The organism is Streptomyces sp. NPDC047841, assembly GCF_040704085.1.
In the GTDB taxonomy this organism is placed as follows: Bacteria; Actinomycetota; Actinomycetes; order Streptomycetales; family Streptomycetaceae; genus Streptomyces; species Streptomyces argyrophylli.
Genome location: NZ_JBEYRP010000016.1, coordinates 52,908 through 68,636 on the forward strand (window position 1 = coordinate 52,908; position 15,729 = coordinate 68,636).

Consider the following 15,729-nt stretch of genomic DNA (forward strand, 5'->3'; position numbering starts at 1 on the left):
GCACCGATCCGGCCAATCGTTGAGTGTGCAACTAGTGCTCGGAGCGGAGGGCCGCGGCGGCGTCAGGCCGCCGGGTCTTGGAGCAGCCCCACGAGGTTGCCGTCGGGGTCCTTCACGAAGGCGATCAGCCGGCCGCCGCCGACGTCCTGCGCGTCCTGGAGCAGCTCGGCGCCCGCCGCCAGCAGCGCCGCGAGCCGCTCCCGCAGATCCGTCACGTGCCAGTACGGCACCGGCCCGGTCATGCCCTTGGCGTGCCCGTTCGGGTCCAGGCCGACGTCCTGGCCGGCGGCCTTGTAGCCGACGTAGTACGGCTCGTCCGCGTACGGCTCGACACCCAGCAGCGCGCCGAACACGGCCTTGGCGCGGTCCAGGTCCTTCACCGGGTAGATGATCGTCTGCAGGCCGGCGGTCATGGCGGTCACTCCTTCGGGATGCGGAACCCGGCGGTTCCCCGCCGGTGCTCCCACGCTAGGGCCGGGAAGCCGGCCGCGGCTTCTCCGATCCTGACCGCTTCGGGCGGGGACGGCCCGGCGGCACCGAACGACGCCCCGCCCGGACGCACGGCAACCCGGGAGCCGTACCTGAGTAGCCGTACTCATGCCAGGGAGCCGCACGCATCCGAGACTGCCGACATGAAGCCACTCCTCAGCACACGTACCCGTGCCGCGCGCTCCGCTCGGCTCGCCCGCGTCGGCGGCCGGGCGGTACCGCTCGCCCTGTGCGCGTTGCTCCTCGCGGCCTGCGGGAGCGAACGGGACGGCGGTCGGCAGGAGGGCAAGGACGACGCCGGCAGCCGGACCGTGACCGCCCGCACACCCTCCGAGGGCCCCGGGTTCACCGGGTTCATGGAACTGCTCGACTCCGTCGCGGAGCCGTGCGTGCCGCAGGCGCCGGCCACCGTCGCGCCCGAGCCGTCCGAGCCGGGGCACCCGCGGACCGCGCCCGTGCCCCTGCCGGTGCTCCCCAGCGCCCCGCCCGTCCCGGACGCCACCGCCGACCCCGTGAACCCCCGTGCGCAGGTGGCACTGAGCGGCCTCGAGAAGTGCGCGGCCCGCGCCCACACCCGCCGCATCACCGACGCCCTGGAGAAGACGCCCGGCCTCACCCCGGCCCGGGTCGGGGAGGCGCTGCGCGGCCTTGGTTACCTCCCGGAGCGCATCGACGGTCCCCGGCGGTCCGCCGGCGGTGCGGGCTTCACGCTCGACCTGCGGATCATGGGCGGCCACCTGTGCCTGGACGGCACCGTCACCGGTACGACGACCACCGTGGTGCCCTACGGCGCGTCGCCGCAGGTCGCCTGCCGGGAGGTACGGCGGGGCGCACCCGGCGTCACGTCGAGTCGCGCCTGACCAGCTCCGTCGGCAGGATCACCGCCGCCGGGTCCTCACCGCCGATCTGGGCGAGCAGCACCCGCACCATCTCGGTGCTGATCCGGTCCCACGGCTGCCGGATGGTGGTGAGCGCCGGGGTGGCGGCGGTCGCCGCCGGGGAGTCGTCGAAACCGCCGACGGCGATGTCCTCGGGCACCCGCTTCCCGGCCCGGTGCAGGGCCGCCAGCACCCCCTGCGCCATCAGGTCGGAGGCGACGAACACGGCGTCCATGTCCGGCGCCCGCGCCAGCAGCCGCTCCGCGCCCGCCTCACCGCTGGCCCTGCTGTAGTCACCGGAGACGACGAGCCGCTCGTCGGCCGCGACACCCGCCTCGGCGAGCACCTCCCGGTACCCGGCGAGCCGCTCCACACCACCCGGGGTGTCCAGCGGACCGGTGACCACCCCGATCCGGCGCCGCCCCAGCGACAGCAGGTGCCGGACCATGTCCCGGGCGCCGTCCCGGTCGTCGGCGGCCACGTAACTCACCTTCGAGCCCAGCCCGATCGGCTTGCCGCAGGCCACCAGCGGCACGCCCGCCTTCCGCAGCTCCTCGGCGACCGGATCGCCGGAGTGGCTGGAGACCAGCAGCACCCCGTCGACGTGCCCGGCGGTGATGTACCGCGTGATGCGCCGCCGTTCGTCCTCGGTGCCCGCCAGCATCAGCAGCAGCGGGACGTCGTGCGCGGCCAGCGCCTGGGTGCAACCGCGCAGCAGCACGTTGAAGTTGGGGTCCTCGAAGAACCGCTCCTGCGGCTCGGTCAGCAGGAAGCCCACCGAGTCGGAGCGGCCCGTGATCAGCGAACGGGCGTGCCGGTTCACGACGTACCCGGTCTTGCGGATGGCGGCGTTGACCGCCTCCTGGGCGGCGGGGCTGACGTAGTGGCCGCCGTTGAGCACACGCGAGACGGTGCCGCGCGAGACGCCCGCCTCGCGCGCCACGTCGTGGATCGTCGGCGGTCTGCGCCGGCCCCCCGTAGTGCTCATGGTCATGACTTTACGGCCCCGGACAGCAGGTCGAGGCTCCAGAAGCGCTGGATGACCAGGAAGAGGGCGATCAGCGGGAGCACCGCGAGGAACGCGCCCGTGATCACCAGGGTGTACAGCGCGGGGGTGTTCGCGCCCTGCTCCAGCAGTGTGTACAGACCCAGCGTGAGCGGGAACTTCTCGTCGTCGCTCAGCATGATGTACGGCAGCAGGAAGTTGTTCCAGACCGCGACGAACTGGAACAGGAACACCGTGACCATGCCGGGGATCATCATCGGCAGCGCGATCCGGGTGAAGATCCGCCACTCGCTCGCCCCGTCCATACGCCCGGCCTCGACCACGTCGGCCGGTACGGCGGCGGCGGCGTAGACGCGGGCCAGGTAGACGCCGTACGGGGAGAGGATCTGCGGCAGCAGCACGGACAGGTAGGAGTCCGTCAGGTCGGCGTTCGCCAGCAGCAGGTACTGCGGGATCGCGAGGATCACCGGCGGCATCAGGACGCCCGCGAGCAGGACGTTGAACATCGTCTCGCGGCCCCGGAAGCGGTAGACGGCCAGCGCGTAGCCGCTGCACGCCGAGACGGCGGTGGACAGCAGGGCGCCGAGACCGGCGTACAGCGCGGAGTTGCCCATCCACTCCCAGTAGATCCCGCCCCGGTAGGCGTTGAGGTCCTTGAGGTTGTCGGCGAAGCCGGTGCCGGGCAGGAAGGTGAACGTGGAGAACAGCTCGTGCCCGGACTTCGTCGACGCGATCACCACCCAGGCGACCGGGAGCAGGGTGTAGAGCGCGCCGAGCAGCAGCGTGGCCGTGGGGATCAGCGCGATCCGGCGGCGCGGCCGACGGCCCCGCGCGGTGCCCGGGGTGGTGCCGGCGGCCGGGGCCGCCTTGTGGACGGCGAGGGTGCTCATCCCGCTGCCTCCTGCTTGTTCCGGCGGTTCGCGGCCCGCAGGAAGCCGAACGACAGCAGCAGCGTGACCACGGCGATCAGTGTGGCCTCGGCCGCCGCCGAGTAGATGTCGTTGCGGCCGAAGGCGTCCTGGTACACCTTCATCAGCGGGCTCCAGGTCGTGTTGACCGAGTTGGTGAGGGGCTTGAGGGTGGTCGGCTCGCTGAACACCTGGAGCGTCGCGATGATCGAGAAGAAGAAGGTCAGCACCAGGGAGGGCGCCACCATCGGGATCTTGATCCGCAGCGCGGTCTGCACCGGGGTGGCGCCGTCCAGCCTGGCCGCCTCGTAGACCTCGGCCGGGATGGACCGCAGCGAGGTGTAGATGACGATCATGTTGAAGCCGGTGCCGCCCCAGACCGCGATGTTCGACAGGGCGAGGTACAGCGGACCGCCGTCCAGCAGGTCCGGCTGCGGCAGGCCCAGCTTGTCGAGCACGAAGTAGAACGGGCTGACGTCCGGCAGGTACAGGAAGCCCCACAGCAGCGCGGCCACCACGCCGGGGATGGCGTACGGCAGGAAGATCGCGAGCCGGGTGAACGGGGCGAGCCGCACCCTGTCGGAGTCCAGCATCAGCGCGAACAGCAGCGCGAGGCCCAGCATCACCGGGACGACGATGCAGCCGTAGCCGAGCACGCGCAGCGCGCCGTGCAGCAGTTCGCTGTCCCGGAAGGCCCCGGTGTAGTTCTCGAAGCCGGCCCACACCTCCCTGCGCGCACCCGACCCCAGGCCGAGGCCCGAGACGCGCACCTTGCGGAAGCTGAGCCAGACCGCGTAGCCGATGGGCAGCGCGAAGAAGAGGGCGAACAGGACCGTGGCGGGGAGGAGGAAGCCGTACGGGGCCCCCTTGACCCCGTACGGCCTCCGGCTGGTGGGGCTGCTCACGGAGCGACCTCGAAGCCCTGCTTCTTCATGTCGGCGACCGTGTCGTCCTGCATCTTCCGCAGGGCGGCCGTGAAGTCCGACTTGTTCTTGGCGGCGGCGCCGAAGGCGTCCTTGAAGGAGGTGTAGGCGACGTTCACGTTCGGCCCCCAGGCGGACGGCGCGGTGGTCTTCGCGATGCCGGCGGCCTTGGTGTAGAAGTCCGGCTGGTTGTCGAAGTACGCCGGCGGGTTGGAGAAGGCGCCGCTGAGCTGGGCCGAGGTGGAGGCCGGGTATATGCCGCCCTCCTTCGCCAGCGCGTTCAGGGCGTCGTGGTCGGTGTTCAGCCAGGCCGCGAACTGGGCGGCGGCCTCCTGGTGCGCGGAGTCGGTGGTCACCGCCGTCGAGGACCCGCCCCAGCTGCCGGTGACGTCCTGGTCGGCCGACCACTGGGGGAGCGGGGCCATGGCCCACTTGCCCTTGGTGTCCGGGGCCGCCGTGGTCAGGGTGCCGGGCGCCCACACGGCGCTCACCCAGGCGATCTGCTTGCCGGTGTTCAGCGCCTTGTTCCAGGACGGGGTGTACATCGGCTGGTTGTCGATGACGCCCTCCTTGACCAGACCGCCCCAGAACCCGGCGACCTTCCGGGTGGCGGCGTCGTCGATGCCGACCTTCCACTTGTCGCCGGAGGTGGTCCACCACTTGGCGCCGGCCTGCTGGGCGAGGCCCGCGAAGAGACCGGAGTCGTTGGCGGAGAAGGTGGTCAGATCCTTGTCCGGCGCCTTCTTCTTGAGCCGGCGGGCGGTCTCGGCGAACTGCTCCCAGGTGGTGGGGACCTTGAGGCCGTACTCCTTGAAGAGGTCCTCGCGGTAGTAGAACATCATCGGGCCGATGTCCTGGGGCACCGCGTAGACCGCGTCCGTGCCGAGCGTGGTCTGCTGCCAGACGCCCTCGGCGAACTTGTCCTCGACGCCGCCGACCTGCTTGGAGATGTCGGCCAGCGCGTCATTGCTGACCAGCGTCGGCAGCGCCTGGTACTCGGCCTGCACCAGGTCGGGGGCCTTCTTCGCCTTGTGCGCGGTGAGGATCTTGGTGACCAGCGTGTCGCCGGACGCCTGCTTCTTCACCGTGACGGTGATCCCGTCCTTCTTCCCCGGCCCCTTGTTCCACAGGTCCACGACCTTGTCCATGCCGGGTGTCCAGGTCCAGTACGTGAGCGAGACGGGACCCGACTCGGCCTTGGTGCCGTCCCCGGAACCACAGGCGGCGAGGGCGGTCGCGCCGAGGGACACGGTGAGGGCGGTTGTCACGAGGCGACGGCGCTTCGTGTGCGGCATGGTTTCTCCCCTGACCTGGGTCCCCGCCCGCTGCGGGGACCTGCCATGCAGATGTGCACGTTCACATGACCCGGGTGCGCTCAGCTCCGGAGGCCCCTGCCATGCTTCTGTGAGCGTTCACAGTAGAGAAACATCCCGGACACTTGTCAATGGTTGTTGCTGTGCGGTTATGTTGGGCTCGCACTGCCGATGATGTGTGTGCACGTTCCCAATTGATCGATTTCCCGGGAGAGATCCATGCCGGACACCAGCCCCAGGGGCCTCACCAGGCTCGCCTTCGGCGGGGACTACAACCCCGAGCAGTGGCCGGAATCGGTCTGGCAGGAGGACGTCCGGCTGATGCGCGAGGCCGGCGTCACGATGGTGAGCGTCGGGATCTTCTCCTGGGCGCTGCTGGAGCCGGCACCGGGGGAGTACGACTTCGGCTGGCTCGACCGGGTCATCGGCCTCCTGCACGGGAACGGCATCCGCGTCGACCTGGGCACGCCCACCGTGGCACCCCCCGCCTGGTTCTACCGGGCCCACCCCGAGGCCCTGCCGGTCACCGCCGAGGGCACGCGCTACGAATTCGGTTCGCGCGGCGCGATCTGCCACAGCAACGCCGACTACCGTGCCGCCGCCGCGAACATCACCACCCGGCTCGCCGAGCGCTACGGCGACCACCCGGCGCTCGCGATGTGGCACGTCCACAACGAGTACGGCGTCCCCGTCTCGGCCTGCTACTGCGAGTCCTGCGCGGACCGGTTCCGCCACTGGCTGGCGGACACCTACGGCAGTGTCGACGCCGTCAACGAGGCGTGGGGAACGGCCTTCTGGGGCCAGCGCTACACCGACCTCGCGCAGATCAACCCGCCCCGGGCCACCCCGACCGTCGGCAACCCGGGCCAGGCCCTCGACTACAAGCGCTTCGCCGACGCCACCATCCGGGAGAACTTCCGCGCCGAGCGGGACATCCTGCACGGCCTCTCGCCGGGCGTGCCGGTCACCACCAACTTCATGACCGCGCTCAGCCAGTGCGACTCCATGGACTACTGGGCGTGGGGCCGCGAGGTCGACCTCGTCACCAACGACCACTACCTGATCACCGACGGCCGCCGCACCCACGTCAACCTCGCGATGGCCGCCGACCTCACCCGTTCCGTCGCCGGCGGCGCGCCCTGGCTGCTGCTGGAGCACTCCACCTCGGGCGTCAACTGGCAGCCCCGCAACCCCGCCAAGGCACCGGGCCAGATGGCCCGCAACTCCCTCGCGCACGTGGCGCGCGGCTCCGAGGGCGCGATGTTCTTCCAGTGGCGCCAGTCCCGGCGCGGCGCCGAGAAGTTCCACTCGGCGATGCTGCCGCACGGCGGCACCGACACCCGTGTCTGGCGCGAGGTGGTCGAACTGGGCTCGTCCATCGGCGCGTTGGGCGAGATCCGGGGCACCCGGACCGAGGCCGACGCGGCCATGCTGTGGGACTGGCAGTCCTGGTGGGCGCAGAACCTCGCCTGGCGCCCCAGCGAGGACCACGACCCGCGCGAGCGCGCCGACTCCTTCTACGAGGCGCTCTACGACCGCCACCTCACCGTCGACTTCGCCCACCCCGAAGCCGACCTGTCGCGGTACCCCCTGGTCGTCGTGCCGGCGCTGTACCTGATGACGCGGGCCGCCGGCAACAACGTCCGCGCGTACGTCGAGAACGGCGGCACGCTCGTGGTGTCGTACTTCTCCGGCATCGTCGACCAGCACGACGCCGTCCACGAGGGCGCCTACCCGGGCGCGCTGCGCGAGGTCCTCGGGCTCACCGTGGAGGAGTTCTCGCCGCTGCTCCAGGACGAGCGGGTCCGCCTGACCGGCCCGGACGGCTCCGAGCTGACCGGGGAGGTGTGGACGGAGTTCGTGGTCCCGCGCGGCGCCGAGACCGTGTGGACCTACGCCGACGGGCTCACCGCGGGCCGTCCCGCCGTCACCCGGCACCGGCTGGGCCGGGGCACCGCCTGGTACGTCTCCACCCGCCTCGACGCCCAGGGCCTGGACGCGCTCATCGGCTGGGCGGCCGACGACGCCGGTCTCGCCCCGCGCGCCGGCCTGCCCCGGGACGTGGAGGTCGTGCGCCGCCGCGGCGACTCGGGCACCTACCTCTTCGTCATCAACCACACCGCCGGCGACACCAAGGTGCCGCTGGACACGCCCGGGAGAGAACTGTTGACGGGCGAACGCGCCGCGGGCCGCCTCGCGGTCCCGGCGGGGGCCGTCCGGGTCGTACGACTCGACGGCTGAGCCGGCTCCCCTCCGCCCGCGTGTGCCACGAGAGCCGTGGGCGGAGGGGTCTCCTCCGGCCCCGCCGGAGGACACCCTCCCCGTTACGTCGAAGGGACGACGGACGATGAAGTTCCATCCCAGACGCACCATCAGGGCCCTGCTGCCGCCGCTCGCGGCCGGACTCGCCCTCACCGCCCTGCCCGCCCAGAGCGCGCAGGCCGCGAGCACCCTTGCCAACGGCGGCTTCGAATCCGACGGCACGGGCACGGCCACGCCCGCCGGCTGGTCCGAGTACGGCGACACCGGCGCCTCGTACACCGAGTCCGGCGGCCACGGCGGCAGTTACCGCCTCAGCCATTACGCGTCGTCCGCCTACAAGGTGGAGACCTACCAGTACCTGTCCGGACTGGCCAACGGGACCTACACGTTGACGGCGTGGGTCCGGTCCAGTGGCGGGCAGAAGGCCGCGTACATGTCGCTCAAGAACTGCGGCAGTGCGGAACAGCGCACCGATCTGCCGACATCGTCCAGTGGGTGGATACGGATCGTCACGTCGGTCAAGGTGACCAACAACCAGTGCACCGTCAGCGTCAACAGTGACGCGAACGCCGGCAACTGGATCAACGTTGACGATCTCACCTTCACAGCCGGCGCCACGGGGACGTCCATCCATGGTGCCGACATCTCCTCCCTCGCCAAGAGCGAGGCCAAGGGCGGCGTCTACCGGACGAGTTCCGGGGCGACCGGGGACGCGCTCTCCATCCTCAGGTCGTCCGGCATGAACTACGCGCGTCTGAAGGTCTGGGTGAACCCGGCCGACGGCTTCAACGACACGGCGCACGTCCTCGCGACGGCCAAGCGCGTCAAGGCGCAGGGCATGAGGCTGCTGGTCGACTTCCACTACTCGGACAGCTGGGCGGACCCCGGCCAGCAGAACAAGCCGGCCGCCTGGGCCGGCCATACGTACAGCCGGCTCAAGACGGACGTGTACCAGCACACGTACGACGTGCTCAACGCCTTGAAGGCCCAGGGCACCGCCGCCGACATGGTCCAGGTGGGCAATGAGATCAACGGCGGCATGCTGTGGTCCGAGGGATCCACGGACAACTGGAGCCGGCTCGCCGGGTTGATCAACTCCGGCTATGACGCCGTCAAGGCGGTCAACCCGTCCACGACGGTCGCGCTGCACCTGGCCAAGGGCGGGGACAAGGCCGGCACCGAGTGGTGGTTCGACAACGCGGTCGCGAACGGCGTCAGGTTCGACGCGATCGGCCTGTCGTACTACGGCTACTGGCACGGCCCGCTGTCGGACTTCCAGAGCACGCTGGACGACGCGGCCGCCCGCTACGGCAAGCCGGTGTTCGTCGCCGAGACGGCCTACCCCTTCCGGCTGGACAGCGACGACGCGCTCACCAACCAGATCGACACCACCGGCGAACTGGTCCCCGGCTACCCGGCGACCGTGGCCGGCCAGACCAAGTGGATGAACGACGTGGCGAGCATCGTGGAGGCCGTCCCGAACGGCCGCGGTCTGGGCGTCTTCTACTGGGAGGCGACCTGGACCGCCGTCACCGGCAACGGCTGGGACCCGGCGGACGCCGCCTCCGGCAACGGCTGGGAGAACCAGGCCCTGTTCGGCTACGACGACAAGGCGCTGTCCTCCATGACGTGGTTCGGCCACCGCTGAGCCGTCCGTGAACGGGCCCGGCCGCGCGCGGGGCCGGGCCCCCGCCGTTCCGGGGCGGCGGAACCCTCCCCGGTCGTACGGCCGTTCGGTGCCGGACAACGGCCGCCGAGTCCCGCACGGGCCCGCGTCGCCCGCGCCACAGTGGGAAGACTGCGTACGAGGAGGCCGGGGACGGGAGGGCGGACGGATGACGGGGACTCCCTCGGGCCGGATGCGGCAGACCATCCTGGAGTGGCTCAAGGACCCGCCGGCCCACTTCCCGGCCCCGCGCCGCCGCGATCCCGCCGAGACCGGCGTCACCGCGCGGGCCGTCGCCGCCAAGCTGGGCGTGCCCCGCCGGACCGCGCTCGCCCACCTCGAGTTCCTCACCCGCCTCGGTGTCCTGCGCACCCGCCGGATCCGCGGCCGCACCTACTACCGGCGTGACGAGATCCGCATCGCCGAGGTGGCCCGGATGTTCGAAAAGGGCTGGTGACGAGGACGGTCACGGGGCGGCTGCCGGCAGGGGCACGGACGGAAGGGACCGCACATGGACCGATCGACGGCACTCGTACCGCTCCACTACCTCTCCCTGCGCGCCCGCGGTCCCGAGGACGTCGTCGCCGATCCGCACGGGCGGGTGCTGACCGGGGTGGAGGACGGGCGCATCCTGCGCGTCCACCACCCCGGCGACCCGCTGGAGGCCCGCACCGAGGTGCTGGCCGAGACCGGCGGACGTCCCCTCGGGCTCGAACTCCTGCCGGACGGCGACCTCGTGGTGTGCGACGCCGAACGCGGCCTGCTGCGCGTCGGCCCGCACGACGGCACCGTCCGCGTCCTCGCGGACGCGGTGGCGGGGGAGCGCCTAAGGTTCTGCAGCAACGCCGTCGCCGCGCCCGACGGCACCGTGTACTTCACCGTCTCCAGCCGCCGCCACCCGCTGGGCCGGTGGATCGGCGACATCGTCGAACACACCGGCACCGGCCGTCTGCTCCGGCTCGCCCCCGGCGACCGGGAACCCGAAGTCCTGCTGGACGGACTCCAGTTCGCCAACGGGCTCACCCTCAGCGCGGACGGCTCCTTCCTGGTGATCGCCGAGACCGGCTCCTGCCGGCTCACCCGCTGCCGGCTCACCGGCCCCCGCGCCGGACACGCCGAACCCTTCGCCGAGCTTCCCGGGATGCCGGACAACCTCTGGCGCGAGGGACCCGACGGTCCGCTCTGGATCGCCCTGGCCAGCCCCCGTGTCCCCCCGCTGGACCTGTTGCACCGCGCCCCGCCGGCCGTCCGCCGCGCCGCCGCACGGGCCGCCGTCCACGCGCCGTACCGCCCGAGCGGGACCGTCGGCGTCGTCGCCGTCGACGACCGGGGCCGGACCGTGCACCGCCTGACCCGCCGGCGCTCCGGATTCCGCATGGTCACCAGCGTGTGCGCCGTCGGAGACCACCTGGTGCTCGGCAGCCTGTGGGAGTCCGGCATGGCGGTCTGCGCCCGGCCCGCCGCGCGCTGAGGCGCCGGTACCCTGGTCCCGGCCTGGATCGACCGTCGAGGCGGGGGCCGGACAGGAGACGTACCGGCATGGCCCTCCCGGAGACCGAGATCCACGGCGTCCGGTCCAGGCGACGGCGGCGGTCCCCGGCGCGTGGCGCAGGCCCGTCGTGGCGGTCGGCGCGCGGCCCGCTCCGCATCCGCGACCGCCCGGTCCACGCCCGCCCGCCCCGGGCGCCGCGCCGGACAACACGCCGGACAAAACGGACAGTAGAGGTAAGAAGTCGTTGTGAACCGGCTGCTCGTCCGCACCGGGGCCCTCATCGGCGCACCCCCGCGCCCTCTCTCCGGCCACGCCGTGCGGGCCCGTCACGACCCGGTCTTCCGGCGGGGCGCCCTCGTCGCCCGGCCTTCCCCCGCGAGACGCCGCGGCTGACCGGGGCCGGCCCGGGCCTCTACGCTGCCCTGGACGTCGCGGCAAGCGTGCCGGCGGGTCCGGAGCCCGGGCGCTTGCCGTACGGCCGGGCACAGCAAGTACTGTCTACAGCAATGTCGACCAACTCTCCTCAGAACTGGATCCCATGAGCGCCATCTCCGTCGGTCAGGCCGTCGTCCTCGGAGTAGTCGAGGGGGTGACCGAGTTCCTTCCCGTGTCCTCCACCGGCCACCTGAAGATCACCGAGGGGCTCATGAACATCCCCGTCGACGACAAGTCCGTCGTCGGCTTCTCCGCCGTCATCCAGGTCGGCGCCATCGCCGCCGTGCTCGTGTACTTCTTCAAGGACATCAAGCGGATCGTCACCGCCTGGTTCCGCGGTCTGGCCAACCGCGAGGAGCGCTACCACCACGACTACAAGTTCGCCTGGTGGGTCATCGCCGCGACCGTCCCGATCGTGGTGGTGGGCCTGGCCGCGAAGCCGCTGATCGACGGCCCGCTCGCCTCGCTGTGGGTGGTCGCCGGGTCGCTGATCGTCGGCTCTGGCGTGATGTGGGCCGCCGACCAGATGGGCCGGCACAAGCGCGGTGAGGACGACACGTCCTTCAAGGACGCGATGTGGGTCGGCTGCTCGCAGATCCTGGCTCTGCTCTTCCCCGGCTTCTCCCGCTCCGGCGCCACCATGTCCACCGCGCTCATCCTGGACCTGGACCGCGTCGCCGCCACCCGGCTCTCCTTCTTCCTCGGCATCCCGGCCCTGACCGGCGCGGGCCTGTACGAGCTGAAGGACGCCCTCGGCGCGGGGGTCGGCGCCGCTCCGCTGGCCGTCGGCACGATCGTCTCGTTCGTGGTCGCCTACGCCTCCATCGCCTGGCTGCTCAAGTTCGTCGCCAAGCACTCCTTCAACGCCTTCGTGATCTACCGGATCGTCGTCGGCGTCGGTCTCCTCGGCCTGCTGGCCACCGGCGCGCTCAGCGGCTGAGCCGGGCGGCCGGAAGAATCCGGAAGAACACCGCTGATCACCTACGGGGTGCGGATGCCTGCATACAGGCGCCGCACCCCGTGAATGTTTCCTTACGTGACGTCTTGACAGCCCGCGCGCGCAACCCGCAGGATCGCTCCCGTGAACCTGTCAGACAGCCAGACAGGTGGTCCGGCCCCGCGGCGCGTCAGCGCCATGGAAGCGGTGCTCGCCCACCTCCGCGACGCCATCGAGCGCGGCCGGTACGCCATCGGCGACAAGCTCCCCTCCGAGGCCGAGCTGTGCCGCACGCTGGAGGTGTCCCGGCCCGTGCTGCGCGAGGCGCTGCGCGCGCTGCAGACCATGGGCCTCACCGTGTCCCGGACCGGCAAGGGCACCTTCGTCGTCGCGAACACGGTGGAGGACCCCACCTTCGGCGACTACGCCGCCAGCGACCTGCTCGAGGTGCGCCGCCACATCGAGATCCCGGTCGCCGGGTACGCGGCCCTGCGCCGCACCCCGGAGAACCTCGACCACCTGGCCCACCTGCTCGACCGCATGGAGCGGGAGACGGACACCACCGCCTGGGTCGCGATGGACACCCTCTTCCACCTCGCCGTGGCCGAGGCCGCCCAGAACCCGGTCTTCCGCCGGGTCATCGAGGAGATCCGCGACGCACTGGCGCGCCAGTCGGCCTTCCTCAACGAACTGGGCGGGCGCCGCGAGCAGTCCAACCGCGAGCACCGGGCGATCGTCGAGGCGCTGACGGACGGTTCCGAGCACGACGCCGTGGAGGCCATGAGCCACCACCTGGACCGCGTCGAGACGACCCTCACCGACATCGTGCGTCCCCAGCGGACGGACCCCCCTACGGAAGGCGGACCCGAGGCGTGAGCGAGCAGCACCTCGAAGACGAGACGCGCCCCTCGTCCGGCCATGTCGACGCCGGAGACGCCGGCTACAGCAAAGGTCTGAAGCACCGGCACGTCAACATGATCGCCATCGGCGGCGCCATAGGCACCGGCCTCTTCCTCGGCGCGGGCGGCCGGCTCGCCGACGCCGGGCCCTCCCTCTTCATCGCGTACGCCGTCTGCGGCGTCTTCGCCTTCCTGGTCGTGCGGGCCCTGGGCGAACTCGTCCTGTACCGCCCCTCCTCCGGTGCCTTCGTGTCGTACGCCCGGGAGTTCATGGGCGAGAAGGGCGCGTACACCGCGGGCTGGATGTACTTCCTCAACTGGGCGACCACCGGTATCGCCGACATCACGGCGGTCGCGACCTACACCCACTACTGGGGCATGTTCTCGGACATCCCGCAATGGTTGATCGCATTGATCGCCCTCGCGGTCGTGCTGACCGTCAATCTGATCTCGGTCAAGATCTTCGGCGAGCTGGAGTTCTGGTTCGCCATCGTCAAGGTCGGCGCGCTCGTCGTGTTCATGTGCATCGGCATCTTCCTGCTGGTCACCCAGCACCCGGTCGACGGCCGGCACCCCGGCCCGTCCCTGATCACCGACAACGGCGGCGTCTTCCCCAACGGCCTGCTGCCGATGCTGCTGATCATCCAGGGCGTCGTCTTCGCCTACGCCTCCGTCGAGCTGGTCGGCGTCGCCGCCGGCGAGACCGAGAACCCCGAGAAGATCATGCCCAAGGCGATCAACTCGATCATGTGGCGCGTGGGCCTGTTCTACGTCGGCTCGGTCGTCCTGCTCTCGATGCTGCTCCCCTGGAACAAGTACTCCGCCGGGCAGAGCCCCTTCGTCACGGTCCTGTCCCACATCGGCGTCCCGGCGGCCGGCGGTGTGATGAACCTGGTCGTCCTGACCGCCGCCATGTCGTCGCTGAACTCCGGCCTGTACTCCACCGGCCGCATCCTGCGCTCCATGGCGATGAGCGGCTCGGCCCCGCGGTTCACCGGCCGGATGAGCCGCAGCCAGGTGCCGTACGGCGGGATCCTGCTCACCAGCGGCATCTGTGTCCTCGGCGTGGGCCTTAACTACGTCGTGCCCTCCGACGCGTTCGAGATCGTCCTCAACTTCGCGGCGATCGGCATCCTCGCCACCTGGGGCATGATCATGCTCTGCCACCTGCTGTTCTGGCGGAAGTCCCGCGACGGCGAGCTGACCCGGCCGTCGTACCGTCTGCCGGGCTCCCCCTGGACCGAACTCGTGACGCTGGCGTTCCTCGCCGCCGTCCTGGTCCTCATGTACGCCGACGGCGGCGCCGGACGCACCACCGTGCTCTGTCTGCCGCTGATCGTCGCCGCACTGGTCGCGGGCTGGTACGCCGTCCGCGCCCGCATGACCCGCACATCCACCGGCGCCGACGCGTGACCCGCGTACCGGCCGGCCCCGACCCCGAGACCCAGGCAGTGATGCACAACAGTTCCCCCACCGACGCCCCCGCCGTCCGCGAACCCCTCCACACCCCCGTCGCCCACCTCGTCCGCGGCGGGGTCGTCGAAGGCGTCCACTACGGCTCCGTCGTCGTCCTCGGCACCGACGGCCAGGTGCGCCTCCAGCTCGGTGACACCGAGGCGGCCTTCTACCCGCGCTCCGCCCTCAAGCCCGTCCAGGCCGTGGCCATGGTGCGCGCCGGGCTGCCGCTCGACGGCGAACTGCTGTCGCTGGCCGCCGCGAGCCACTCCGGCGAGGAACGCCACCTCGCCGGCACCCGGCGCATCCTGGAACTCGCCGGACTCGGCGAGGACGACCTGCGCAACGTGCCCGACATGCCGTTCGACCCGGTCGTCCGGGACGCCTGGGTCCGCGAGGGCCGGCTGCCCTCCCGGCTCGCCCAGAACTGCTCCGGCAAGCACGCCGCCATGCTGTGGACCGCCAAGCTCAACGGCTGGTCCCTGGACGACTACCTCGCCCCGGAGCACCCGCTCCAGCAGGCCGTCGCCGCGACCGTCGAGGAGCTGACCGGCCAGCGCGTCGCCCGGGTCACCGTCGACGGCTGCGGCGCGCCGCTGTTCGCCATCTCCCTGCACGGACTCGCCCGCGCCCTCGCCCGGATCACCTCCGCCGCGCCCGGCACGCCCGAGGCCCGGGTCGCCGACGCGATGCGCGAGCACGCGGAGATGGCCTCCGGCTCGGGGCGTGACGTGGCCGCGCTGATGCGGGCCGTGCCGGGGCTGCTGGCCAAGGACGGCTTCGAGGGCGTGCAGGCCGCCGCGCTGCCGGACGGCCGGGCCGTCGCGGTGAAGATCGCCGACGGGGCGAACCGGGCGCGGATCCCGGTCGCCGCGGCGGCGCTCGCCCGCGCGGGCGTCGACCCCGCCCTGCTCACCGAGTTCGCCGGGGAGCCGCTGCTCGGGGGCGGGGAGCCGGTGGGATGTGTGCGGGCCGTGCCCGCGCTGGACCCGGCTCCGCTCACCGCCTGCGCGTAGCTCCGCTGACCGGCCGTCGTGGATCCGCGGGTCCGCTGTGGTCGACCGCG

14 protein-coding genes are annotated in these 15,729 nt (G+C 71.6%); 9 read left to right on the top strand and 5 right to left on the bottom strand.

The genetic code is table 11. The features are described 5' to 3' along the window. Positions 1-62: 62 nt before the first annotated feature. Positions 63-413, bottom strand: coding sequence for a VOC family protein (locus AB0947_RS26795; protein WP_366752873.1), 351 nt, complete (start codon positions 411-413; stop codon positions 63-65). 219 nt (positions 414-632) lie between these two features. On the opposite strand from AB0947_RS26795, the gene AB0947_RS26800 reads away from it, so the two are divergent. Then, positions 633-1,349 (top strand): hypothetical protein, encoded by a 717-nt coding sequence (locus AB0947_RS26800; RefSeq protein ID WP_366752874.1) that lies wholly within the window; start codon positions 633-635, stop codon positions 1,347-1,349. Here the strand turns inward: AB0947_RS26800 and AB0947_RS26805 are convergent. The 4 genes from AB0947_RS26805 to AB0947_RS26820 are packed head-to-tail and all read right to left on the bottom strand — an operon-like array spanning position 1,330 to position 5,499. After that, the gene (locus tag AB0947_RS26805; RefSeq protein WP_366752875.1) at positions 1,330-2,361 is read right to left on the bottom strand and encodes a LacI family DNA-binding transcriptional regulator; all 1,032 of its coding nucleotides are present in this window, start codon (positions 2,359-2,361) and stop codon (positions 1,330-1,332) included. The two genes, AB0947_RS26800 and AB0947_RS26805, sit on opposite strands and share 20 nt — an antisense overlap. Then, positions 2,358-3,263 (bottom strand): carbohydrate ABC transporter permease, encoded by a 906-nt coding sequence (locus AB0947_RS26810; protein ID WP_366752876.1) that lies wholly within the window; start codon positions 3,261-3,263, stop codon positions 2,358-2,360. Before AB0947_RS26810 ends, AB0947_RS26805 begins: the two co-directional genes overlap by 4 nt. Beyond that, the gene (locus tag AB0947_RS26815; RefSeq protein WP_366752877.1) at positions 3,260-4,186 is read right to left on the bottom strand and encodes a sugar ABC transporter permease; all 927 of its coding nucleotides are present in this window, start codon (positions 4,184-4,186) and stop codon (positions 3,260-3,262) included. The genes AB0947_RS26810 and AB0947_RS26815 overlap by 4 nt, the downstream gene beginning before the upstream one ends. Next, positions 4,183-5,499 (bottom strand): extracellular solute-binding protein, encoded by a 1,317-nt coding sequence (locus AB0947_RS26820; RefSeq protein WP_366752878.1) that lies wholly within the window; start codon positions 5,497-5,499, stop codon positions 4,183-4,185. Before AB0947_RS26820 ends, AB0947_RS26815 begins: the two co-directional genes overlap by 4 nt. Positions 5,500-5,736: 237 nt before the next feature. Between AB0947_RS26820 and AB0947_RS26825 the strand changes: the two genes are divergently transcribed. From AB0947_RS26825 to AB0947_RS26860, 8 genes are all read left to right on the top strand, one after another. Continuing rightward, positions 5,737-7,758: a beta-galactosidase gene (locus AB0947_RS26825; RefSeq protein WP_366752879.1), complete on the top strand. Its 2,022-nt coding sequence runs from the start codon at positions 5,737-5,739 to the stop codon at positions 7,756-7,758. Positions 7,759-7,864: 106 nt separating this feature from the next. Next, entirely contained in the window at positions 7,865-9,427 is a 1,563-nt protein-coding gene (locus AB0947_RS26830) for a glycosyl hydrolase 53 family protein (RefSeq protein ID WP_366752880.1), read from the top strand. Positions 9,428-9,614: 187 nt separating this feature from the next. After that, on the top strand, positions 9,615-9,902 hold the full coding sequence (locus tag AB0947_RS26835) for a helix-turn-helix domain-containing protein (protein ID WP_366752881.1): 288 nt from the start codon (positions 9,615-9,617) through the stop codon (positions 9,900-9,902). 54 nt (positions 9,903-9,956) lie between these two features. Beyond that, positions 9,957-10,916 (top strand): SMP-30/gluconolactonase/LRE family protein, encoded by a 960-nt coding sequence (locus tag AB0947_RS26840; RefSeq protein ID WP_366752882.1) that lies wholly within the window; start codon positions 9,957-9,959, stop codon positions 10,914-10,916. Positions 10,917-11,475: 559 nt separating this feature from the next. Beyond that, positions 11,476-12,312, top strand: a complete 837-nt coding sequence (locus tag AB0947_RS26845; RefSeq protein ID WP_366752883.1) for an undecaprenyl-diphosphate phosphatase — start codon at positions 11,476-11,478, stop codon at positions 12,310-12,312. A 141-nt stretch (positions 12,313-12,453) separates the two neighbouring features. Next, the gene (locus AB0947_RS26850) at positions 12,454-13,185 is read left to right on the top strand and encodes a FadR/GntR family transcriptional regulator (RefSeq protein ID WP_078611689.1); all 732 of its coding nucleotides are present in this window, start codon (positions 12,454-12,456) and stop codon (positions 13,183-13,185) included. Further along, on the top strand, positions 13,182-14,621 hold the full coding sequence (locus AB0947_RS26855) for an amino acid permease (protein WP_366752884.1): 1,440 nt from the start codon (positions 13,182-13,184) through the stop codon (positions 14,619-14,621). The genes AB0947_RS26850 and AB0947_RS26855 overlap by 4 nt, the downstream gene beginning before the upstream one ends. Positions 14,622-14,662: 41 nt before the next feature. Then, complete coding sequence (locus AB0947_RS26860; RefSeq protein WP_366752885.1) at positions 14,663-15,679, top strand: asparaginase; 1,017 nt, start codon at positions 14,663-14,665, stop codon at positions 15,677-15,679. Positions 15,680-15,729 lie beyond the last annotated feature (50 nt).

Bases quoted from the DNA above. Each gene is read 5' to 3' on its own strand.
- AB0947_RS26860 (WP_366752885.1), top strand. From the start codon at position 14,663: ATGCACAACAGTTCCCCCACCGACGCCCCCGCCGTCCGCGAACCCCTC.
- AB0947_RS26820 (WP_366752878.1), bottom strand. From the start codon at position 5,499: ATGCCGCACACGAAGCGCCGTCGCCTCGTGACAACCGCCCTCACCGTG.
- AB0947_RS26840 (WP_366752882.1), top strand. From the start codon at position 9,957: ATGGACCGATCGACGGCACTCGTACCGCTCCACTACCTCTCCCTGCGC.
- AB0947_RS26825 (WP_366752879.1), top strand. From the start codon at position 5,737: ATGCCGGACACCAGCCCCAGGGGCCTCACCAGGCTCGCCTTCGGCGGG.
- AB0947_RS26810 (WP_366752876.1), bottom strand. From the start codon at position 3,263: ATGAGCACCCTCGCCGTCCACAAGGCGGCCCCGGCCGCCGGCACCACC.
- AB0947_RS26805 (WP_366752875.1), bottom strand. From the start codon at position 2,361: ATGACCATGAGCACTACGGGGGGCCGGCGCAGACCGCCGACGATCCAC.
- AB0947_RS26835 (WP_366752881.1), top strand. From the start codon at position 9,615: ATGACGGGGACTCCCTCGGGCCGGATGCGGCAGACCATCCTGGAGTGG.
- AB0947_RS26795 (WP_366752873.1), bottom strand. From the start codon at position 413: ATGACCGCCGGCCTGCAGACGATCATCTACCCGGTGAAGGACCTGGAC.
- AB0947_RS26845 (WP_366752883.1), top strand. From the start codon at position 11,476: ATGAGCGCCATCTCCGTCGGTCAGGCCGTCGTCCTCGGAGTAGTCGAG.
- AB0947_RS26800 (WP_366752874.1), top strand. From the start codon at position 633: ATGAAGCCACTCCTCAGCACACGTACCCGTGCCGCGCGCTCCGCTCGG.
- AB0947_RS26830 (WP_366752880.1), top strand. From the start codon at position 7,865: ATGAAGTTCCATCCCAGACGCACCATCAGGGCCCTGCTGCCGCCGCTC.